15 protein-coding genes and 1 pseudogene are annotated in these 20770 nt (G+C 70.1%); 8 read left to right on the top strand and 8 right to left on the bottom strand.

Annotated features, from left to right (window positions below; genetic code table 11):
• The first annotated feature begins 184 nt into the window (after nucleotides 1-184).
• A complete protein-coding gene (locus tag ACZ60W_RS27480; RefSeq protein WP_469758056.1) occupies nucleotides 185-658 on the top strand; it encodes a hypothetical protein in 474 nt (157 codons plus the stop codon).
• 328 nt (nucleotides 659-986) lie between these two features.
• On the opposite strand, the pseudogene ACZ60W_RS27475 reads toward ACZ60W_RS27480, so the two are convergent.
• The 4 genes and pseudogenes from ACZ60W_RS27475 to ACZ60W_RS27460 form a co-directional block, all read right to left on the bottom strand.
• Nucleotides 987-1193 (bottom strand): annotated as a pseudogene (locus ACZ60W_RS27475) (amidohydrolase family protein); the annotation flags it as partial.
• Between the two features lie 47 nt (nucleotides 1194-1240).
• Nucleotides 1241-3661 carry an RICIN domain-containing protein gene (locus ACZ60W_RS27470; RefSeq protein WP_469758055.1) on the bottom strand — a complete coding sequence of 807 codons (2421 nt, stop codon included), beginning with the start codon at nucleotides 3659-3661 and terminating at the stop codon, nucleotides 1241-1243.
• Nucleotides 3662-3787: 126 nt separating this feature from the next.
• Nucleotides 3788-5233 carry an RICIN domain-containing protein gene (locus ACZ60W_RS27465; RefSeq protein ID WP_469758054.1) on the bottom strand — a complete coding sequence of 482 codons (1446 nt, stop codon included), beginning with the start codon at nucleotides 5231-5233 and terminating at the stop codon, nucleotides 3788-3790.
• Between the two features lie 1243 nt (nucleotides 5234-6476).
• A complete protein-coding gene (locus ACZ60W_RS27460) occupies nucleotides 6477-7475 on the bottom strand; it encodes a LacI family DNA-binding transcriptional regulator (RefSeq protein ID WP_469758067.1) in 999 nt (332 codons plus the stop codon).
• A gap of 275 nt (nucleotides 7476-7750) precedes the next feature.
• Between ACZ60W_RS27460 and ACZ60W_RS27455 the strand changes: the two genes are divergently transcribed.
• The 4 genes from ACZ60W_RS27455 (at nucleotide 7751) to ACZ60W_RS27440 (ending at nucleotide 12981) form a co-directional block, all read left to right on the top strand.
• The gene (locus ACZ60W_RS27455) at nucleotides 7751-8677 is read left to right on the top strand and encodes a carbohydrate ABC transporter permease (protein WP_469758053.1); all 927 of its coding nucleotides are present in this window, start codon (nucleotides 7751-7753) and stop codon (nucleotides 8675-8677) included.
• A gap of 22 nt (nucleotides 8678-8699) precedes the next feature.
• Nucleotides 8700-9644 carry a carbohydrate ABC transporter permease gene (locus ACZ60W_RS27450; RefSeq protein WP_469758066.1) on the top strand — a complete coding sequence of 315 codons (945 nt, stop codon included), beginning with the start codon at nucleotides 8700-8702 and terminating at the stop codon, nucleotides 9642-9644.
• 97 nt (nucleotides 9645-9741) lie between these two features.
• On the top strand, nucleotides 9742-11082 hold the full coding sequence (locus tag ACZ60W_RS27445) for an ABC transporter substrate-binding protein (RefSeq protein WP_469758052.1): 1341 nt from the start codon (nucleotides 9742-9744) through the stop codon (nucleotides 11080-11082).
• 147 nt (nucleotides 11083-11229) lie between these two features.
• Nucleotides 11230-12981 (top strand): glycoside hydrolase family 35 protein, encoded by a 1752-nt coding sequence (locus tag ACZ60W_RS27440; protein WP_469758051.1) that lies wholly within the window; start codon nucleotides 11230-11232, stop codon nucleotides 12979-12981.
• 620 nt (nucleotides 12982-13601) lie between these two features.
• Here the strand turns inward: ACZ60W_RS27440 and ACZ60W_RS27435 are convergent.
• The 4 genes from ACZ60W_RS27435 to ACZ60W_RS27420 all read right to left on the bottom strand — a co-directional run bounded on the left by ACZ60W_RS27435 (nucleotide 13602) and on the right by ACZ60W_RS27420 (nucleotide 18020).
• Complete coding sequence (locus ACZ60W_RS27435) at nucleotides 13602-14630, bottom strand: ABC transporter permease (RefSeq protein ID WP_469758050.1); 1029 nt, start codon at nucleotides 14628-14630, stop codon at nucleotides 13602-13604.
• Nucleotides 14627-16231: a sugar ABC transporter ATP-binding protein gene (locus ACZ60W_RS27430; protein WP_469758049.1), complete on the bottom strand. Its 1605-nt coding sequence runs from the start codon at nucleotides 16229-16231 to the stop codon at nucleotides 14627-14629. Before ACZ60W_RS27430 ends, ACZ60W_RS27435 begins: the two co-directional genes overlap by 4 nt.
• A 113-nt stretch (nucleotides 16232-16344) precedes the next feature.
• Nucleotides 16345-17397, bottom strand: coding sequence for a substrate-binding domain-containing protein (locus ACZ60W_RS27425; protein ID WP_469758048.1), 1053 nt, complete (start codon nucleotides 17395-17397; stop codon nucleotides 16345-16347).
• 485 nt (nucleotides 17398-17882) lie between these two features.
• A complete protein-coding gene (locus ACZ60W_RS27420) occupies nucleotides 17883-18020 on the bottom strand; it encodes a hypothetical protein (protein WP_469758047.1) in 138 nt (45 codons plus the stop codon).
• Between the two features lie 246 nt (nucleotides 18021-18266).
• Here ACZ60W_RS27420 and ACZ60W_RS27415 point away from each other — a divergent pair, with 246 nt between their 5' ends.
• Genes ACZ60W_RS27415 through ACZ60W_RS27405 form a run of 3 tightly spaced genes read left to right on the top strand, consistent with a single transcriptional unit; the run spans nucleotide 18267 to nucleotide 20760 of the window.
• Complete coding sequence (locus ACZ60W_RS27415) at nucleotides 18267-19190, top strand: SMP-30/gluconolactonase/LRE family protein (RefSeq protein WP_469758046.1); 924 nt, start codon at nucleotides 18267-18269, stop codon at nucleotides 19188-19190.
• On the top strand, nucleotides 19187-19822 hold the full coding sequence (locus ACZ60W_RS27410) for a bifunctional 4-hydroxy-2-oxoglutarate aldolase/2-dehydro-3-deoxy-phosphogluconate aldolase (protein WP_469758045.1): 636 nt from the start codon (nucleotides 19187-19189) through the stop codon (nucleotides 19820-19822). Before ACZ60W_RS27415 ends, ACZ60W_RS27410 begins: the two co-directional genes overlap by 4 nt.
• Nucleotides 19819-20760 (top strand): sugar kinase, encoded by a 942-nt coding sequence (locus ACZ60W_RS27405; protein ID WP_469758044.1) that lies wholly within the window; start codon nucleotides 19819-19821, stop codon nucleotides 20758-20760. Before ACZ60W_RS27410 ends, ACZ60W_RS27405 begins: the two co-directional genes overlap by 4 nt.
• Nucleotides 20761-20770: the final 10 nt, after the last annotated feature.

Genomic DNA, 20770 nt, shown 5'->3' with positions numbered 1-20770 from the left:
GACGGGACCGAGACGCCGGACCAGGGGTGCCGGGACCGTGGCGCCGGACCAGGGGTGCCGGGACCGTGGCGCCGGACCAGGGGTGCCGGAGCCGCGCCGGCACCCCTCGGCACGCCACTGCCGGACGGCCCGAGAACGGTCGCTCCGCGCTGCCGCCCGCCCATATCCACCCGCAGGGGAACACGTGAGCACCTCCCACCACCACGACGACGCCGGCTGCTTCATGTGCGGCCTGGAACGGAACGAGGACGCCAACGTCGTCTTCCGTGACCCTCTTTGGTCGGGGGACATGGTCCCCGGATACGACGTACCCGGCTGGTTCGTCCTGCGGGTCCGCCGGCACGCCGAGCGCATCACCGGGCTCGACGAGGCCGAGCTGGCCTCCTTCGGCCGTCGCGCGCGCGACCTGGTCGCGGCGGTCACCGAGGCGACCGGTGCGCCCGCGACCTACCTGCTGGTCTTCGGCGAGAACCATCCGCACTTCCACGCACTCATCACGGCTCGCGGCGAGGACGTCCCCGCGGACCGGCGCAGCGGCAACATCCTGCGGCTCCTGACCGAGCACGCCGATCCGGAGGCCGCTGCCCGCCTGGTGCCCGCGGTACGCCGCGCCTACGAACGTCTCGCCGGCGGCGGAGCGTACCCGCTCTCGGCCTGACCACCGAGAAGCGCCGCAGGTCCCGGCCGTGGGACGGCCGGGACCTGCTCGATGTCCGCGCACGGACGCGGCGGGTGGGGTGGGACCGTCCCCCGGACGCCGGCCGCGCGCACGATTCCGCTCGACGTGCGTGCACGATCCCCGTGGTGCTCCTTCTCCCAAGGGGGCCAGGCGGCCATGCCGTCGGGCCGTGGATGGCCCGCGTTCCTGGCCTCCTCGACGTAGCGCGGCGGAAGGAAGGGGGCGTGCACGTCCACGAGGGCTGAGGGTGGTCCACGGCGGGTCCTCTCCCCTGGAGCCGTTCAGGCGTGGTCCGGGCCGGGACCACTTCGGTGCCGCCGCACCAGATGCGGCCGATGCGGCGCGTGGCGCGCACGGGCCAGCGGGTCGCCGTCGACCAGGAGCAAGTCGGCCCGCAGCCCTGGTACGACGGCCCCTCGGTCCTTGAGGCCGAAGTGGCGGGCGCCGGCAGCGTGGTGGCCGAGTTCAGTGCCTCGGCGGTGGTCAGCCCGGCGTCGACGAGCAGTTCGAGCACATCGGCCGGCCCGGAGGCCGAGGGGCTTCCGGGCCGGCCGGGGGCCGTCAGGAGGTGGTCAGCTGCTGGATTGCCACCGTGCCGCAGGTGTACTGGACGACATCGGCGCCGTTCGCCGTGGAGGCGCCGCTGACGTCCAGGCACTTGCCGCTGTGGCGGGCCAGCAGGGTGAGGAAGCCGTCGGCCGATCTGTGCACCGACCACTGCTGGTTACGGCCGCCGTTGCAGCCGTACTGGAAGACGATCGCGCCGTCGGCGGTGGACTCGTTGGTGACGTCCAGGCACTTGCCGCTGTGGCGGGCGACCACGTTGACGTATCCACCCCCCGCAGGACGCATGGACCACTGCTGATTGGTCGCACCACCGCAGGTGTACTGGACGATCTGGGCGCCGTCCGCGGTGGAGGCGCCGGTCACGTCCAGGCACTTGCCGCTGTGCCGCATGCGCAGGGGCGTCCAGGCGTCCGCGGCGACGGAGCGGAAGGTCCAGGACTGGTTGGACCCGGTCGTCGGACGGTAGACGCCCACGGGCGCGCCGTCGCTCTCGGACTGGCCGCTGACGTCCAGGAGCTTGCCGCTCGCGCTGTTGACGACCGTGTAGTGCCCCTCTCCCGTGGTGGACAGCATCCAGCTCTGCTCGGCGGAGGTGCCCGAGGCGACCAGGGCGAGGGCGTCGCCCTGGGCCGCGAGCGCCTTGCCGTTGGCGACGTTCGTGATGCGGTAGGTCGCGGTGTTGCCCCAGTCGGCCGCGGCGAGCTTGGTGAACCGCCACTGCTGCGCCGCCGTGCCGGGGCTGGAGGTGCGCTGGACCAGCGTGCTCTGGCCGTTGCTCGTCGCGACGGCCAGGGCCCTGCCGCTGTTGTCGTTGAGCAGCTGACGCGCGGCGCCGGTGGGAGCCGTCGTGTCGGAGACGTTCACGCCCGTCGCGCCGGACAGGACGAAGGTGGTGACGGAGCCCGCGCCCACGGTCGCGGTGAGCGTCTTGCCGGCAGGGGTGAGGTCGTTCTCGCGCTGCAGGTTCTTGGTGCCGTCGGTGGTGTAGCGCTGGACGGCCCCCGTGCCCACGTTCTGGAATCCGGCGAGGTTCAGGGTGAGCCGCTGGGGCGCGCCGGTGGGATTGGTGTGGACCACGACCGCACCCTGGCCGGCCGGTCGAAGGGCGGCGAAGGTGTCGGCGTTGTCGGTGTTGATGACGCGGGCGCCCGGACGGACGAACCGGGTGTAGTTCGCCATCGCCCAGTACTTCTTGTTCTTGCGCAGCGGCTCGGTGGCCGCGTCCGCGGGGGTGAAGTCGGTCTGGATGAGGCCCCAGTTGGAGTTCTCGTGCACCGGAGTCATGTTCTCGTAGTCCTCGACCGCCTGCCACAGGACCCAGGCGCGGGGCTCCAGTTCGCGGAAGTCCTCGTTGAGGTGCTGGGTGAGGTCGAGGGCGGGGCTCATGTCGGTGAAGCTCTGTCCGACGCTTCCGCCGAGGTCCACCTCGGACATCCACAGCGGGGTGGCCGCCCCCTTGGCGATGTCACGGGCGCCGGTACGGCCGTTGGTGCCGTAGGTGTGGGTGTTGAGCCTGCCGATCGCGGCCTTGACCGCGGGGTCGTAGGTGTCCCAGTTGTCGCGGAAGACGTCGGGGTTGGTCTCGTCCATGGCCGCGAGGGGCGTGGTGATGCCGTCGGCGTTCAGCCGGGCCCGCATGGTGGTGAGCATGCGGGCCTGGGAGGCGGGGTCCCAGTGCGAGCCCTCCTGCCTTCCGCCGGCGTGCCAGTAGTCGGTGCCCGGTTCGTTGATCGGGGAAAGGGAGTCGAAGGTGACGCCGGTGGCGCCCTGCACCCGCTGGAGGGCCCCGGAGAGGTACGCGGCGAACCGGTCGTACTGGTCGGAGCGGAGGTTGTCCTGCCAGCCGTTGGTCGCGCCCGAGACCAGGCCGCTGTTGGTCATGAAGTACGGGGCGGAATTGGAGAAGGCCTCGAAGGTGGTGGCGCCGCGCGTCTTGGCGGCGGTGAGCCACCAGCGCTGGTTGGCGTCGGCGTTCGGGTTCCAGTGGGTGGGGTTGTTCGGGTCCCACCAGTCGGGAGCCTCCGGGCCGGGCCGGTTCCACCAACCGGGGACGGCCGCGCCGGGCCGCATGTAGGGGGTGGTCTCGGGGCTGTCGCCGCCCCCGATGTTGTAGCGGGCGATGGTGAAGCCGAGGCCGTCGGCTCCGTAGAGGGCGTCCGCGAGCGCGTTGCGCTGGGCGTCGGGCCAGCCGCCGGTCACGTTGGCGAACCAGGCGAGGGCGGTGCCCCAGCCCTGGAACGACTGCTGCTGGTAGCTGGGGTCGGGACGAACGGTCACCGCCTGCTCGGTGCTCTCGGCCGCCGCGGGGGTGGGGGGCGTGAGACAGGTCGCGAGGAGCGCGGTCACGGCAGCGGCGCCCAGGAGCGCGCCGCTCTTGTGTACGCGGTTCGGGGGTCGTTCACGGGTGGAGGGCATCGTGGATCTCCCTGAGTTGACGTTGATCGCCGAGGGGGCCGCACGGCCGGGTGATACGGGCGGGCGGTCATGGGTGGGGCAGACCCCGACGGGGGCGGGGCCTGCCCCGCGCGGTACGGGCGGCGGTCAGACAGCCGTGCGGAGCCACTTCTGATGGGCGGCGTCGGTGTTGCAGCTCCACTGGATGAGCGGCGTGCCATCGCTCGTGGACGTGTGGGTCACGTCCAGGCACTTGCCGCTCTGGACGGCGGCCAGCTGCACTGTGCTGCCGGCGCCGATCACGTTCCACTGCTGGGCGGCCGTGCCGTCACAGGCGTACTGGACGATCGCGGCGCCGTCGGCGGTCGACCCGCCCTGCGCGGCCAGGCACTTGCCGCTGTACCGGGCCACGATCTGCACGCGGCCGTTGCCGGCGGGCTTGAGCCAGAACTCCTGGTTGACGCTGCGGGTGCCGCAGGTCCACTGGATGAGGGCGGCGCCGTCCGCGGTGGAGCGGTCGGCCACGTCCGCGCACTTGCCGCTGTGCGAGGCGGTCAGCGTCTCCCACGTTCCGAGACCCTGCACCGTCCCGGCAGCCGTGTCGATGGCGAGCCGCGGGTAGTAGTCCATGGTCATGGTGGTCTTGGTGGGGAACTTCAGCGGGAGCCAGACGTACCGGGAGTCCTGCACCATGCCGCCCATGGAGTTGCCCCAGCGGTCGCCCATGTAGAGGTAGCTCGTCCCACTGGTGCCCTGCACCGGCAGGACGTACGCGGTCTGCGAACCGTAGGTGTTCCAGTCACCGACGTCCTTCAGGCCGCTCCAGGTGCCGGTGATGCTGGTGGCGGTGGCGTACTTCTGCTGGTTGGGTGCCCAGCCGGTGGCCCAGGAGGTGAGCAGGAAGTAGACGCCGTTGCGCTTGAACATCGCGGGGGCCTCCCGCGACTGGCCCGCCCACAGCTTCTGCACCTGGGTGGCGACGTTGGTGTAGTCGGCGGTGAGGCGGTAGACGTGCAGGTCCGCGTTCTCGTTGGCCGCGGAGATCATGTAACCCGTACCGTCGGTGTCCACGAACGTGGTGATGTCCCGCGACATGTGACCCAGCGGACGGAAGCTGCCCCGCCAGGTGTAGTTCCCGTCCACGGTCGAGGAGACCGCCACCGCGGCCCGTGCCTCGGAGTAGTCCGTGGCGCTCCCTTCCTTGTGCATCCACATCACGAACTGCCCGGTCGAGGCGTTGTACATGACCTTCGGCCGCTCGATGTTCGCGCCCTGCAGCTCCGGATCCGTCGCCTGGCTCAGCACGTGGTTGCGGAACTCCCACGTCTTCAGATCGGTGGAACGGTAAGCCGACACGAACCGGAAGCTGTTGTCGGCGTTGCGGTCCTCACCGAACCAGTAGTAGTAAGCGCCCACCTTCACGACCCCACCACCGTGGGCGTGGACGGGATCGCCCGCCGGATCGGTGAACTGGGTGGCGTTGTCGACGGTCACCGACGCGGCATGAGCCGTGCCCATGGCACCGAAGAAGGACAGGAGAACGGCGCAGAGTGCGGTGAGCACGGTGGCCGTCCCCGAGGATGTGCGTCGCATGATCGCGTACCTCGTGGTTTGAGGGGAGGGAAAATGTCTGGTGTGGCGGATGGGGCATCCGTAGGCGTACCTGCGGTGCGGAGCGCCTACGGATGCGGGGAGCGCGCCGGCGAGATCGCGTGCCGGGCGGAAGGCGGCCGCCGGGTGAGATCCGACACCGCCGACGGAAGGTGACCGCTGCGTTACAGCGAGGTGTCACCTTGCCGTGTTCACGTTAACTTGAGTGCTCGGGACGAGAGTTTGGGGAGGGCGGCGAGGACTGTCAAGGATTCGGACAAGACTCGACGAAGTTGACCGATCGAGTATGTTTACGCCAACATTGCGAGAAGCGGCCTCCCGTGTGGGTGGCCTTCGACGTCTCTCGGCGGGGGTTCGCGGACATGGCCACGAACAGAGAACCCCATCGCACGGTCGGTACCCACGCCGGCCGCTCGGCGGGGACCGCCGCGAGGAACCCGCGCGCCGCAGACTCGGCGGCCTCCCCCGGGTGACCACGGAATACACGGTGGGCAGGCCATCGGGCGACTGTTCGCAGTTGGGTTCGGTCCATGCGTCCGGTGCGGACCGGACGAGCACGGCACCGGCGCCCCCGGGGTTCAGAAGTCGACACCGACGCGAGACGAGACCTGCCAGCCCTCTCACGAGGGGTCGGAAGGGCATGCGCCGCGTCGTCTCCGACCTCGCCGGTCAAGGGGGTGGCGAAGACATCGGCGCCGGCACCCTCCTCCACCGTCAACAACCCGCCGAACGCCAGCGAAGCGGGGCGGATCAGTCGGTGCCGAAGGACGGCGAGGATGGCCCCCAAGGTCACGTCCTTCACTCCGAGGCCGGCGGTGAGCCCCTTCGGGAAGCGAACGGGAAGCTCGGGGAGTGATCCGGAGTCCGGATGGCGGCCCTCGCCGCTCCCGGCCGCGCCATGACCCCCGGCCGGCCCCGACGCCCCTGCGTCAGGGCCTCGAGGCGCTCGGCGCGTGCCGCCCCCGCAGCTCGCCCTGGATCGAAAGCCGTACGCATGGACCTCGACGCAAGGCGGTGACATCCACCCTCGCGGTGGGCGTGAGCGCGCCTCGACCGCGTCCGGGCGTCGAAACCCGAGGTCTGCGCGCTCTTCTCCCGCCCGCGACCTTGTCGCCCTCGGCCTGTCCGACCCTCCTGTCGGCCCTTTTCCGTAGCGCCCGGTCGAGACGACTCCCCCGGCGCCCCGCCTTCCTCCCCGGGCCGACCCTTCCCCGGGCGTGCGGTCTCAGCACCCCTGTCCGCGCGCGCCCGGAGGCGCCGTGCTGCTCCGTTCGACGAGGGTGGTCGCCACGAGCCGTACCCCCGTCACCGTCTCGCCCGCCAGTTCCTGCAGGACGGCGTCGACACACAGGGCTCCGACCTGCGCGAAGTCCTGGTGGACCGTGGTCAGGGGCGGAATGAAGGAGGCCGCCTCGGGGATGTCGTCGAAGCCGACGACGCTGACGTCCTCGGGGACGCGCACGCCGCGTTCGTGGAAGGCACGCAGCACACCGAGCGCCATCTGGTCGTTGGCCACGAAGACCGCCGTGCAGGAATCCTCGTCGGCGATCCTCAGCCCCGCTTCGTAACCCGACTCCGGAGTCCAGTCACCGTGCAGGACGGGAGGCACCACGCGCCCTTCCTCGCGCAGCGCCGCTTCCCACGCCTCGGCACGACGGCCCGCGGCAAAGGACTCCTCGGGCCCCGCGACGTGCCAGACCGTGGAGTGCCCGAGGCCGAGCAGGTGCCGCACCGCGGAGCGGGCGCCCTGCCGCTGGTCCGTGTCGACCACCGGGAAGCGCCCCGTGGCGTCCGAGTCCACCACGACCGCCTTGACGTGGGGCGGCAGAGTGAGGGCGGCGGCATCCAGGAGGTGCACCTCCATGATCAACACGACCGCGTCGACGGCCAGTTCGTCGAGGCGGGTGAAGGCCCCCTTGACGTTCTCCTGCGTGGGCGCGTCGAGCGGGATGAGGGTGACCGCATAGCCGGCGCGGGACGCCGAGCTCGCGACGGCGTCCAGGGTCCGGACGTTGCCCGTAGTGGCGAGCCCTCTGATGATGACCCCTATGGCTCGGAAGTCACCCCGCTTGAGGGCACGAGCCGCGCTGTTGGGGCGATACCCCAGCTCCTTCATCGCGTCGAGGACCCTCTTGCGTGTCGCCTCGACGACGGCCGCGTCCCCATTGGATACACGGGACACCGTCTGCGAGGAGACCCCTGCCCGCTGGGCGACGTCCGCCATGGAGACACGGCGCGGCCTGCCCCTCGCTCCCCGTCGGCCGTCGTTCGCGGCCACCGACCGACCGGTCGCGTTCTGCTCGGTCACCCGATTCCCTCCCCTTCACTGCCAGTTCGTGCTTGACGCCCCCCAGCGGGAATGTCACCATCAGCTTACCGATGATTGCGTAAACATTTCGTATCGACCAGCCCCTTTCACAGGGTCGATTCTCGGCCTCAGGCCCTTTTACCTCGCTCCCCGTCTCCCGACCGGTCGGTCACCGACGCTAGGACCAAGCCATGACGCTCCTGTCGACGTCAGCACGGGCGGTGCCACCGCCCCGCCGCGGATCCCGTTTCCGCCTCCAGAAGGAGGCCTGGGTGGGATGGGGTTTCGCAGGCCCGTTCGTAGGGGTCTTCGGTCTCGTGTTCCTCGCGCCGATCGGATACGCCCTCTACCTGAGCCTGTTCCAGGACCGGCTCGTCGGCGGGACCGTGTTCGTCGGCCTCGACAACTACGGAGAGGCGCTCACCGACCCCCGGTTCTGGGACGGACTGCTGCGCGTCGGGCTCTTTCTGCTGGTCCAGGTACCGGTCATGCTCGGCATCGCCCTCCTGGCCGCCCTGGCCATCGACAGCGGCCGGCTCTACGGCAAGACCTTCTTCCGGGTCGCGATCTTCCTGCCGTACGCCGTCCCCGCCGTCGTCGCCGGGTTGATCTGGGGCTTCATGTACGGCACGCAGTTCGGCTTGGTCGGGAACGTCAACGACGCCTTCGGGACCTCACTGCCCGATCCGCTCTCACCGTCCCTGGTCCTGGCCTCCATAGGCAACATCGTGACCTGGGAGTTCGTCGGCTACAACATGCTGATCTTCTACTCCGCGCTCAAGGTCGTGCCCCGCTCGCTCTACGAAGCCGCGGCCATCGACGGCGCGGGAGAGTGGCGGGTGGTGCGCTCGGTCAAGCTCCCGGCCATCCGCAGCGCGCTGGTCATCGCCACGATCTTCTCGATCATCGGCAGCTTCCAGCTCTTCAACGAGCCCAGCATCCTGCAGAAGCTCGCCCCCAACGCCATCACCAGCGACTTCACCCCCAACCTCTACACCTACTCGCTGTCCTTCTCGGGCCAGCAGCACAACTACGCGGCGACCGTGGCGATCGTGATGGGCGTCATCACCGCGATCATCGCCTACGCGGTCCAGCTGCGCGGCATGCGGAAGGGCTGAGCCGATGACCACCTCCCTGACCATGACGGCGGACACCGAAGCCGCCGAGCCCGGCCGGCCCACCGCGGCCGCCTCCCGGCCCGCCGCGCCCCAGCGCCGCAGGCGGCGCCCGCACACCCCGCTGAACCCCCGCCCCAGCATCCCGATGACGCTCGTCACCGGTCTGGTCCTCGTCTACACCCTGCTGCCGCTCGCCTGGCTATTGATCAACGCGACCAAGGACCAGAAGGGCCTACTGGACTCCTTCGGCCTGTGGTTCGCCGATGACACCCACTTCTGGGACAACATCGGCCGCACCCTGACCTACGACGACGGCGTCTTCGTCCGCTGGCTGCTCAATACCCTCCTGTACGTCGCCGCCGGCGCGGGCGGCGCCACGACCCTGGCCGTCCTAGGCGGCTACGCCCTGGCCAAGTACGAGTTCCCCGGCCGCAAGGCCGTCTTCGCGGTCGTCATCGGCGCCGTGGCCGTGCCCGGCACCGCGCTCGCCGTCCCCACCTTCCTGATGTTCAGCTCCATGGGACTGACCAACACCCCCTGGGCCGTCATCATCCCCTCCCTGATCTCCCCCTTCGGCCTCTACCTCATGTGGGTCTTCGCCGCCGAGGCCGTGCCCACCGAACTCCTGGAGGCCGCCCGCATCGACGGCTCGGGCGAGCTGCGCACCTTCTTCACCATCGCCCTGCCCCTGCTCACCCCGGGCATCGTCACCGTCCTGCTGTTCTCCATGGTCGCGACCTGGAACAACTACTTCCTGCCGCTGATCATGATCAAGGACCCCGACTGGTACCCGCTGACCCTCGGGCTCAACGCCTGGAACGCCCAGGCCCAGACCGCCGGCGGCGAGGCCGTCTTCGACCTCATCATCACCGGCTCCCTGCTCACGATCGTCCCGATCGTGGTCGTCTTCCTCCTCCTCCAGCGGTACTGGCAGTCCGGCCTGGCCGCCGGCAGCGTCAAGGAATGACCGGCCGCCCAAAGCGCCGGACGTCGAGCGCCCCTTCCTGCCCCATCCCTCTCCCGGAAGTTCCTCCCACCCGCACCACCGACCAGGAGCACCTCGCATGCGCATCCACACCACCCGCAGACTGCTCGGCGCGATCGCCGCTGTCGCCGCGCTCACGCTGACCGCCACGGCCTGCGGCTCCGACGCCTCGGACACGGGAGCCGGCGACAGCGGTCCGAAGGACGTCAACGCCGCGCTGGAGAAGGGCGGCAAGATCACCGTGTGGGCCTGGGAGCCCACGCTCAAGAAGGTGGCGGAGGACTTCGAGAAGAAGTACCCCAAGGTCGACGTCGAGCTCGTCAACGCCGGCACCGGTGACAAGCAGTACACCGCCCTGCAGAACGCGATAGCCGCCGGCTCCGGCGCCCCCGACGTCGCCCAGGTCGAGTACTACGCCCTCGGCCAGTTCACCATCGGCAGGTCCGTCGAGGACCTCTCCCCCTACGGTGCCCAGAAGTACGGCACCAGCTTCACCGGCGGCCCCTGGAACGCGGTCACCGAGGACAAGGCGATCTACGCGCTGCCGATGGACTCCGGCCCGATGGCGCTCTTCTACAACAAGAAGGTCTTCGACAAGCACGGCATCCAGGTGCCGACCACCTGGGACGAGTACGTGGAGGCCGCCCGTGCCCTGCACAAGGCCGACCCCAAGGTCTTCGTCACCAACGACACCGGTGACGCCGGCGCCACCACCAGCATGATCTGGCAGGCCGGCGGCCGCCCCTACCGGAGCGACGGCACCGACGTCACCATCGACTTCGGCGACGAGGGCACCCAGAAGTACGCCGCCACCTGGCAGAAGCTCCTCGACGAGAAGCTCGTCGCGCCCGTCAGCTCCTGGAGCGACGCCTGGTACAAGGGCCTGGCCGACGGCTCCATCGCCACCCTCTCCATCGGCGCCTGGATGCCCGCCAACTTCACCTCGGGCGTCGCCTCCGCCTCCGGCGACTGGCGCGTCGCCCCGCTCCCCCAGTGGACGAAGGACGACAAGGTCACCGCCGAGAACGGCGGCAGCTCACTCGCCGTCCCGAAGGCCGCCAGGAACAAGGAACTCGCCTACGCCTTCACGGAGTACGCCACCACCGGAGCCGGGGCGAGCAGCCGGGTCGCCGAGGGGGCCTTCCCGGCGACTCGGGCGGACCTGGAGTCGAAGGCATTCCTCGACACCGAGTTCCCGTACTTCGGCGGCCAGCGGGCCAACCAGATCTTCGCCGAGTCCGCCCGCAACGTCGGCGCCGACTGGTCCTACCTTCCCTTCCAGGTCTACGCGAACTCGATCTTCAACGACACCGTCGGCAAGGCCTACGTCTCCCCGACGAAGCTCTCCGACGGCCTGACGGCCTGGCAGGACGCCAGTGTCAAGTACGGCAAGGACCAGGGCTTCACCGTCAACAAGTGATCCACGCCGGGCGGGGGCGGGGCCACACCGCGGCTCCGCCCCCGCACACCGGCGGAAAGGGCTTGCCACGCACTCTGTGTTTGCGCAAACATACTGGAGTGGCGTCCCGGCCCCGCACGACTCTTCACCTACAGGAGCACACAGCGCATGCCCGATCTCCAGATAGACAAGGCCGGATTCCTCCTCGACGGCCGGCCCTTCCGCTTCCTGTCCGGCGGGCTGCACTACTTCCGGGTCCACCCCGACCAGTGGCAGGACCGGCTCCGCAAGGCCCGGCTCATGGGCCTCAACACCGTCGAGACCTACGTCCCCTGGAACCTGCACCAGCCGCGTCCCGACCGCTTCGTGATGGAGGGCGGACTCGACCTCCCCCGCTTCCTCGACCTCGCCGCCGCCGAGGGACTGCACGTCCTGCTGCGGCCCGGCCCGTACATCTGCGCGGAGTGGGAGGGCGGCGGTCTGCCCTCGTGGCTGCTCACCGAGCCGGACATCCAGCTGCGCTCCCGCGACCCCCGGTTCCTGGCGGCGGTGGACGACTTCTTCGACCGCCTGCTCACCCCCCTCCGGCCGTACCTCGCCTCACGGGGCGGTCCGGTCCTGGCCGTGCAGGTGGAGAACGAGTACGGGGCCTACGGTGACGACACCGCCTATCTGGAGCACATCGCCGACAGGCTGCGCGCCTGCGGGATCGACGTCCCCCTCTTCACCTGCGACCAGCCGGTCGACCTGGAACGAGGCGCCCTGCCCGGCGTCCTCGCCACCGCCAACTTCGGCAGCCGCTCGGCCGAACAGCTGACCGCCTTGCGCGCGCAGCGCCCCGAAGGGCCGCTGATGACGACGGAGTTCTGGATCGGCTGGTTCGACCGGTGGGGCGCGCGCCACGTGGTCCGCGACCCCGAGCACGCCGCCCGCGAGCTCGACGAGCTCCTGGCCACCGGCGCCTCGGTCAACTTCTACATGTTCCACGGCGGCACCAACTTCGGCTTCACCAACGGCGCCAACGACAAGCACACCTACCGGCCCACGGTGACGTCGTACGACTACGACGCCCCGCTCGACGAGGCTGGTGACCCGACGGAGAAGTACAGCGCCTTCCGCGAGATCATCGCCAAGTACGCGCCCGTACCGGACGGCCCCGTCCCCTCTCCCGGAGCCAAACTGGCCGTCCCGGCGGTCGCGTTGACGGAGAGCGCCGAGCTGTTGCCGAGCGCGGCAGGGCTGGCTCCGCGGATCGACTCTCGACGGCCGCTGACCATGGAAGAGCTGGAGCAGGACTTCGGCTTCGTCCTGTACGAGACCGCCCTGCTCCTGCGCGGTCCTGCGCTGCTGGAGATCGAGCACGTCCGCGACCGCGCGCAGGTCTTCATCGATGGAGAGCCGGTGGGCGTCCTGGAGCGCGAGAACCACGAGCACGCCCTGGCCTTCACGGTTCCCCGGGCCGGCAGCGTGCTCTCGATCCTGGTGGAGAACCAGGGCAGGGTGAACTACGGACAGGGCATCCACGACCGCAAGGGCCTGCTCGGCAAGGTCCTCCTCGACGGCGTCGAGCCCACGGCCTGGGCCAACCGGTCGCTTCCGCTCACCGCACTGGAGGACGTGCCCTTCACGACCACCACGACGACTCCCGTGGGCCCGACCTTCCATCGGGGCACCTTCGAGATCACCGAGGTGGCCGACACCTTCCTGCACCTCGACGGCTGGACCAAGGGCAATGCCTGGGTCAACGGCTTCCCGCTCGGCCGTTACTGGTCCCGCGGCCCTCAGAAGTCGCTGTACGTCCCGGCGCCGGTCCTGCGCTCCGGTACGAACGAGATCGTCGTCCTGGAACTCCACGCCGGCCCCCGGAGCCGTACCGTCGACTTCCGCGACACGCCCGACCTCGGCCCCACCGAGGAGTAGGGACGCCCGGCGAGGCCGGGGCTCGGGCGCGTCCCCCGTGCGCCCGAAGTCCGGCTCCGGCCTACCTCTCCTCCCCCAGCCCTCCCACCCCGTGGGAGGGCTCTTCGTCGTCTAAGCGGTCCGCCGGGCGCGTGTACGTCGAGCCCGGAGCCCCGTGGGGGCCGTGCCGATCGGAATGCGTCGTGCCACGTTTCTCGTGAAGGACGCCGACGGCACACCACGCCCCCGTCACGGGCGCGTATGCGCCGGGTGGTGGACCGAGCGCGGCGGCCACATGCGGTCCACGGCTCCCGGTGGACCACGAGGGCGGCCTCCAGGCGACGGCCAGGGGACCGCGGCGCCTACCGGGTACGCCACCGCGTGTGAGGGGACGACCGCCGAGGACGACGACGGGTCTCTCGCGACGCGCTCTCCTCTCGACGCGAGTGTCGGCCACGTCCGGGGGAGCTTCGGTCCCACCCTCGCCGGGCGGTGCGCCGCCTTGGGGGTCACGTTCACGGAGGGCCCGGCCGGCCGCGATCCGCTTCCCACCGACAGCGCCTCCGGCATCCGTTCCCGACGGTCGCCGGCACGCCGAAAGGCCCGCTCCCTCAGGGAAGCGGGCCTCGTCCGTGGGTACGTCAGTGCGGAAGACCGACGGCGCGTTCGCCGTTGCGGCGCTGCTGGATCACCACGGCGGCAACGAGCAGGGCACCCTGTGCGACGTTCTGCCAGAACGTGTTGATGCCCTGGACCGTGAGGCCGTTCTCCAGGGCGCCCAGCAGGGCGACGGCGAGCAGGGTGCCGCCGACGCCTCCCTTGCCGCCCTTGAGCGCGCAGCCTCCGAGCGCGGCGGCGGTGATGGCCTTGAGTTCCAGGCCCTCGCTGCCGGAGACGGGCTGGCCGGAGCCGGTACGGGCGGTGAGCAGGATGCCGGCGACGGCGGCGACCACGCCGATGAGCGCGTAGACCGCGACGAGGTACTTGTTGATGTTGATCCCGGCGAGGCGGGCGGCGGTGTCGTTGCCGCCGATCGCGTAGAGGTTGCGGCCGATGTCGGTGTACTTGAGCATCACGTGCACGGCGATCGCGACGACGATCAGGATCCAGATCATCACCGGCAGGCCGGCGATCTTTCCGCGCCCGAGGAACACGAAGACCGGGTCGTTCAGGACGTATCCCTGCGCACGGCCGTCGGAGACGAGCTGGGCGATGCCCTTGTACGCGGCGAGCCCGGCGAGGGTGGCGATGGTGGGGTTGACCCTTCCGTAGACGATAGCGACGCCGTTCACGATGCCGACGAGCACTCCGACGACGAGTGCGGCACCCATGCCGAGGTAGGGGTTGGACCCGGCCGAGGTGAAGGCCATCGCGCTGACCACGGAGGCCAGGCCCGCCTGCGAGCCGACCGAGATGTCGAGCCCGCCGCAGATGATGACGACGGTCTGGACGATGGCGAGCAGTCCGGTGATCGTCACGGCTTCGCCGATGACCTGGATGTTGGACCAGCTCAGGTAGTTCTCGTTGAGGGTGCCGAACAGCCCGAGGACCACGACGAGCGCGCCGATGAGGCTGAGGTTCTGTCCGCCGAGGGCGGCCAGCGGTGAACGCTTGCGCGCCGCTTCCGGGGCCTTCTCGGTCTCGACCGGGGGCGTGGTGGCGGTGGTCATCGGGGGCCTCCATGGGTGGAGTCGGTACGGGGCCGGTCGGCGGCCGGGGCGGGGGTGGCGTCCAGGGGGGCGAGGTCCTCGGCCATGGCGAGGTTGAGGATCGATTCCTCGGTCGCCTCGGCCCGGTCGAGTTCGCCGGTGATGCGGCCGTTCTGCATCACCACGACGCGGTCGGCGAGTCCGAGCACCTCGGGGAGTTCGGAGGAAATCACGAGCAGGGCGACGCCGTCCCGTGCCAGGTCGGCGATGATCCGGTAGATCTCCGCCTTGGCACCGATGTCGATGCCGCGGGTGGGCTCGTCGAGGATCAGGACCTTCGGCCGGCGCAGCAACCACCGGGCGAGGACGACCTTCTGCTGGTTGCCACCGGACAGCTTGCGCACCTCGTGCTCGATGGACGGGGTGCGCACCCTGAGCCGGTCGGAGAAGTCCTGGGCGACGGCCTTCTCCTGGCCGCTGCGGACGAAGCGCAGCCGGCGCAGCCGCTCCAGGCTGACCAGGGAGGTGTTGTCACGGATGGACCGTTGGAGGAAGAGGGCCTGGGCCTTGCGTTCCTCCGGGGCCAGGCCGATACCCGCCCTGATGGCGTCCTTGGGGCTGCGCAGCCGCAGGGGACGGCCGTTGAGGGTGATCCGTCCGGAGCGCAGGGGTCGATCGCCGGCGAGGGCGAGGCCCAGTTCCGAACGTCCGGCACCCATGAGGCCGGCGAGGGCGACGACTTCTCCGGCCCTGACGCGGAGGCTGATGTCGGTGACGTCGTCGGTGGTGACGCCGTCCAGTTCCAGGACGACCTCGTCCCGAGCGACGTCCTGCCGTACGAACAACGAGGAGAGGTCACGGCCGACCATCATCCGTACGACTTCGCCCTCGGTGGTGTGCGCGGCGTCGAGGACGCCGGCGGAGGCGCCGTCACGGAGCACCGCGATCCGGTCGGCGAGCCGGAAGATCTCCTTCATGCGGTGGGAGACGTAGATGATCGCGATGCCCTGGGCGCGCAGCCGGCCGATCAGGGCGAACAGGGCCTCGACCTCGTTCTCCGCGAGCGAGGAGGTCGGCTCGTCGAAGGCGATGACCCTGGCCTCGCCGGTGAGGGCGCGCAGGATCTCCACCAACTGCCTCTGTGCTGGTGTCAGTTCGGAGCCGAGCCGGTCGGGGTCGATGACCTTCTCGAAGCCGAGCCGTGCCAGGTCCGCGATGATCCTGCGGCGCAGCTCGGCGCGGTCGAGGCGTCGGCCGGCCTTGCGGGGAAGGGATCCGGCGTAGACGTTCTCCGCCACGGAGACATGGGGGATGATCTCCGGCTCCTGCGGGATGATGCGGATCCCGGCCTTGCGCGCGTCCTGCGGTGAGGCGAACGAGACCGCCGTGCCGTCGAGGAGGACGCGTCCTTCGGTGGGCTGGTGGTCGCCGGTGAGGATCTTCAGCAGCGTGGACTTGCCCGCGCCGTTCTCACCCATGAGGGCGGTGACCTGCCCCGGCGGGAAGGTCAGGGTGACGCCGCCAAGGGCCTGGACGGCACCGAAGCGCTTGACGATGTTGTCGACGGCGACACCGGCGCCTGGGGTCGTCGGCGTGGGGGGGCGGGTGCCGGGTGTGGTCATGCTGGCCTCACGGACTGGAGGGACGGGGGGGAGCCCGACGGAGTGCCGGGGGGCGGGAGAAGCCGGTGCGGCGAGCGGGACGGGCCGCCGCACCGGCGCCGAGGGGCTGCGGTTCAGCCGCAGGTGACTCCGGCGGACTTCCAGGTGGAGGCGTCGACCATCGTGGTCGGGGCGAAGGCCTCTTTGGGGAATGCCTTGCCGTTCTTGAGCTTGTCGTACATCGTCTGCACGGCCAGTGCGCCGACGTCCTTGCCGTTGATGAAGAGCGCGGCCTTCATGCCGGACGGCTTGCCGGAGCTCCAGTTCTTGCAGGCCAGGTAGGCGCCGAGGCCCACGCCGATGACGTCGTCGGCCGTGAAGCCGGCGTTCTCCAGTGCGGTCACCCCGCCCTGGACGTTCTCGTCGTTGCAGCCCCAGACCACCCAGTGCTTGACGCTCGGGTTGGCGGTGATCGTGGCTGCGATCTTGTCCTGTGCGCCGGTGGGGCTGTTGTCCGTGGGGACGTCGATGTTCTGCACCTTGGCGCCGGAATCGGCGGCGAAGGCTTCCTTGGACGCCTTGACGCGGTCGGTGCAGACGGTCACGTCCTGCTTCCAGGCGGAGATGGTGCGGGTGTCCGCCGGGTTCCAGCCGGCCTTCTTGAACTCCACGGCGGCGCGCTTGCCGACCTCGCCGCCCATCTGGGCACCGCTGAAACCGATCCGGGGCACCAGGGCGTCGGCGCCACAGGAGGACGGGTCCGGTCCGGTCGTGCAGATCTGGTCGTCGGAGGTGAGCAGGGCGACCTTGGCCTCCTTGGCGATCTGGGCGACCTGGGGCCCGACGGCCGGGTCGGGGACGACGACGATCAGGCCGTTGCTCTTCTGCGAAATCGCCGACTGGGCCTCGCTGATGGTCTTGTTGGCATCGGTGCCGAGGTTGACGACCTTCAGGTCGATGCCGAGCTCGTCCGCCTTGGCCTTGGCACCGGCCGCCTCTCCGACGAAGTACTCCTGGTCGCCCTGCTTCTGGAGGTAGGTCAGGGATATCTTGCCGTCGACCTTGGCTACCTCCCCGCCCTCCGAGCCGGCTGCCTGCTGGCCGCTGGAGCAGGAGGTCAGTGCGAGGACGGAGGCCAGGCCCAGGACGGCCGTGACCATCGGCCGCCGGTTGTGTTCGGTGAACATGTCATTCCCCTTGCTCGAACGGGCCGCACACGGCCGACCGGTGAGGCGCTGAATCAGGTGGTTCGCGGAGGGTCGTGGTGAAGGGAGGGAACGACTGTTCCGATCCCGTCCAACGACGGTGCGAGAGCGGGTGACTGGGCACTTCCGGGATGCCGAGGTCGCCGCAGTCAGTCGTGAATCAACTCGATGCACCACAGAAAATCGCCGTTTCCATCAAAAGTCAACAGGGCATCCAGGAGGTTTCCGATCGATACGTCGCCGTTACCTAGGCACGCCATAGAGCTCTGACCACGGCAATCGCTTACTTCACGGGCATTCGTCAACCAGCTGTCAAGATGTTGAAATATGTTGGACTTGCTCCAGAAGGAGACGACTCGAAGGACTCCCAGGCAGGCTTCGACGCACCGCCCGCCCGAAGCCGCCCAGGGCGCTCGCCCGTCGGGCGGGGCCCTGGCTTCCCCGGAGGTTGTCCGCATCGACGTACGTCATGAAGAAGCGTCGGCCTCACGCAGTTCATGACTCTGCTCGGAGAGGTCGACCACCGGCACGGGCACCTTCGCGCGGCGCCGGATCAGCCGAAGCATCGTCAGATCGACGGCCATGGCGTCGCGCTCGCAGGTCATGACTTCGCCGTCCGGCGGTGGAGCGATCTTCGGAACGACCCGCGCGCCGATGGCGACAAGGGCGCAACCCGCCGCACACCGGGCGAGAGGGCGCCGCAGCTACGCGCAGCGGCGGGCGCGGACGCCCGGTTCCAGACGGGCGCGAGCTCACCGCCACGACGGATGGCGACGCTTCGAAGGCCTCAAGGGGCTATTTACAAAGGTTTCGGCCAATGGTTACGTTAACAACGAGCAAGGAGACTTCATATGCGCCACTTGAGGGCCCGTCCCTGCAGCCCAGATCCCGGCAGACTCTGCGAGGGCCCGGTATGGGATCCCGCCGTGCACGAGCTGTTGTGGGCCGACATCACCGCCGGTCTCATCCACCGCGGCAGCTTGGTCCCGTTCGCGGACGGCAGCGGTCTGCCCGACATACTGCCTCGCATCACACTCACCCCCGGCGGCCCGGTCGGTGCCGTCGTGCCAAGCCGCAGCGGGGCGCTGATCGCCGCGGTGTCCACGTCCGTCATGCGGATCGGCGACAGCGGCCGATGCGAGGAGATCGCCTCCCTGTCCCTCCCTTCGGACGGCATACGGAGACGGTTCAACGACGCCGCGTGTGACCCCCGCGGGCGCCTTGTCGCCGGCACCATGGCGTACGACGCGACCGAGGGAGCAGGCTCCCTCTACCAACTCGGCCCGGACGGCCTGCGGGTACTACTCGATTCCGTGACCATCTCCAACGGTCTCGGCTGGAGCCCCGACGGCTCCCTGATGTACTACGCCGACAGTCCGACCGGCCGGGTCGACGTGTTCGACTACGACCTCGCCACCGGCACTCCCAGCGGTCGCCGCCCCTTCGCCTCCGTTGAAGGCGGCTCCCCGGACGGCCTGACCGTCGACAGCGAGGGCAACGTGTGGGTCGCGGTCTGGGGAGGGGGCCAGGTTCGTGCCTTCGCGCCCGACGGCACCTGCCACACCGTCGTGCACGTCAGCACCTCGCACGTGTCCAGTGTCGTCTTCGCGGGCCCCGCGCTCGACACCCTCGTGATCACGACGGCGACCGAAGAACTGACCCAGCAGCAGCGCAACGAAGAACGCCACGCCGGACGGCTGTTCGTCTGCCGTCCGGGCATCGCCGGGCTTCCGACCGTGCCGTTCGACGACCTCGTCCCCCAGGAGACGACATGACCACCCTCGCAGCCGCGCTCGCAGCCATGCCCGTCGTGGCGATCCTGCGCTCCGGCTCCGCCGACCGGTTCCCCGAAGTCGCCGACACCCTGCGCCAGGGCGGCATTCGCGCGATCGAGTTCACACTCACCACCCCCGGGGTCCTCGCCGCCCTGCGCGAATACACCCAGGACCTGCCCGACGGCCTCACGCTCGGCGCCGGCACGGTCACCACCCCGCGCGAGGCCGAGGCGGCGGTGGCCGCGGGCGCCGAGTACCTCATCACCCCGGCCACCCAGCCAGAAGTGATCGCCGAGGCTCGCCGGCTGGGAGTCCCGGTGCTGCCCGGCGCTCTCACCCCGACGGAGATCCTGACGGCCTGGCATGCGGGAGCCTCCATGGTGAAACTGTTTCCCGCCGCCGTCGGAGGCCCGGAGTACCTCCGTGCCGTCCGTGCGCCGCTTCCCGGCATACCACTCATGCCCACCGGAGGCATCGACCTCGACGACGCTCCCGACTACCTCCGGGCAGGTGCCACCGCGCTCGGCATGGGCAGCCCTCTCGTCGGCGACGCCTGCGAGAGCGGCGATCTCTCCGCACTCGCCGACCGTACGGCCCGGCTCGTCGATCTCGTGACGGGAGCACGCGGATGACCGCCCTGGTGACCCTGGGCGAGTCGATGGCCGTGGTCGCGGCGAACACCCCCGGCCCCCTCGTGCCCGGGAAACCCGCCGACCTGTCCTTCGCCGGAGCCGAGGCGACCGTCGCCATCGGGGTCAGTCGCCTCGGCCACTCCGCCTCGTGGATCGGCCGGGTCGGCGCGGACGCCGCCGGCACGATGATCGTCCGCGGGCTGCGGGCGGAAGGTGTCGACGTGAGCCGCGTCCACGTCGAACCGGAGCTCCCCACCGGACTGATGCTCCGCGAACGGCGGACAGCCGACCACACCCGATCCGCCTACTACCGCCGCGGCCTCGCCGGTTCCCGCCTCGCGCCCCGGGACGTCGACGAGCAGCTCGTCTCCTCGGCACGGTTGCTGCACATCACCGGCATCACCCCCGCTCTCGGGCCGACCGCCCGGAACGCCGTGCGCCGCGCCGTCGACATCGCCCGTCAGGCCGGAGTCATCGTCTCCCTCGACGTCAACTACCGCGCGCTGCTGTGGTCCAGGGACGAAGCGGCCGACGAACTGGACTTCCTCGTCCGGCAGGCCGACCTCGTCTTCGCCGGGCCCGAGGAGGCGCGACTCCTCGTCGACGAGGCCCCCCCGGAGAACACGGCGCGGGCGCTGACGGCGCTCGGTCCGCAGCAGGCCGTCGTCAAGCTCGGCGCCGAGGGCGCCCTGGCGGCGATCGACGGAGTGATCCTGGCCCAGCCACCCGTGCCGGTCACGGTCGTCGACCCGATCGGCGCGGGCGACGCCTTCGTCGCCGGTTATCTGGCGGCGTACCTCGACGGCGCGTCACCGGCCGAGAGACTCCTCACCGCGGCGACCTGCGGCTCATTCGCCGTGTCCGTCCAGGGCGACTGGGAGGGGCTCCCCCGCCGGGAGGAGCTGTCCCTGCTCACTGGCGACGACGTCATCCGCTGATCCCTCCCCC

It is taken from the genome of Streptomyces sp. NPDC104202 (assembly GCF_055584185.1).
The sequence above is the reverse complement of the archived record's forward strand: the minus strand, read 5'-3'. Positions and strand labels throughout refer to the sequence as shown.

What these genes read in the sequence shown, in the direction of transcription:
- ACZ60W_RS27420 (WP_469758047.1), bottom strand. Translation starts at nt 18,020, where the DNA reads ATGACCTGCGAGCGCGACGCCATGGCCGTCGATCTGACGATGCTTCGG.
- ACZ60W_RS27430 (WP_469758049.1), bottom strand. Translation starts at nt 16,231, where the DNA reads ATGACCACACCCGGCACCCGCCCCCCCACGCCGACGACCCCAGGCGCC.
- ACZ60W_RS27415 (WP_469758046.1), top strand. Translation starts at nt 18,267, where the DNA reads ATGCGCCACTTGAGGGCCCGTCCCTGCAGCCCAGATCCCGGCAGACTC.
- ACZ60W_RS27425 (WP_469758048.1), bottom strand. Translation starts at nt 17,397, where the DNA reads ATGTTCACCGAACACAACCGGCGGCCGATGGTCACGGCCGTCCTGGGC.
- ACZ60W_RS27460 (WP_469758067.1), bottom strand. Translation starts at nt 7,475, where the DNA reads ATGGCGGACGTCGCCCAGCGGGCAGGGGTCTCCTCGCAGACGGTGTCC.
- ACZ60W_RS27470 (WP_469758055.1), bottom strand. Translation starts at nt 3,661, where the DNA reads ATGCCCTCCACCCGTGAACGACCCCCGAACCGCGTACACAAGAGCGGC.
- ACZ60W_RS27440 (WP_469758051.1), top strand. Translation starts at nt 11,230, where the DNA reads ATGCCCGATCTCCAGATAGACAAGGCCGGATTCCTCCTCGACGGCCGG.
- ACZ60W_RS27445 (WP_469758052.1), top strand. Translation starts at nt 9,742, where the DNA reads ATGCGCATCCACACCACCCGCAGACTGCTCGGCGCGATCGCCGCTGTC.
- ACZ60W_RS27455 (WP_469758053.1), top strand. Translation starts at nt 7,751, where the DNA reads ATGACGCTCCTGTCGACGTCAGCACGGGCGGTGCCACCGCCCCGCCGC.
- ACZ60W_RS27450 (WP_469758066.1), top strand. Translation starts at nt 8,700, where the DNA reads ATGACGGCGGACACCGAAGCCGCCGAGCCCGGCCGGCCCACCGCGGCC.
- ACZ60W_RS27435 (WP_469758050.1), bottom strand. Translation starts at nt 14,630, where the DNA reads ATGACCACCGCCACCACGCCCCCGGTCGAGACCGAGAAGGCCCCGGAA.
- ACZ60W_RS27410 (WP_469758045.1), top strand. Translation starts at nt 19,187, where the DNA reads ATGACCACCCTCGCAGCCGCGCTCGCAGCCATGCCCGTCGTGGCGATC.
- ACZ60W_RS27465 (WP_469758054.1), bottom strand. Translation starts at nt 5,233, where the DNA reads ATGCGACGCACATCCTCGGGGACGGCCACCGTGCTCACCGCACTCTGC.
- ACZ60W_RS27405 (WP_469758044.1), top strand. Translation starts at nt 19,819, where the DNA reads ATGACCGCCCTGGTGACCCTGGGCGAGTCGATGGCCGTGGTCGCGGCG.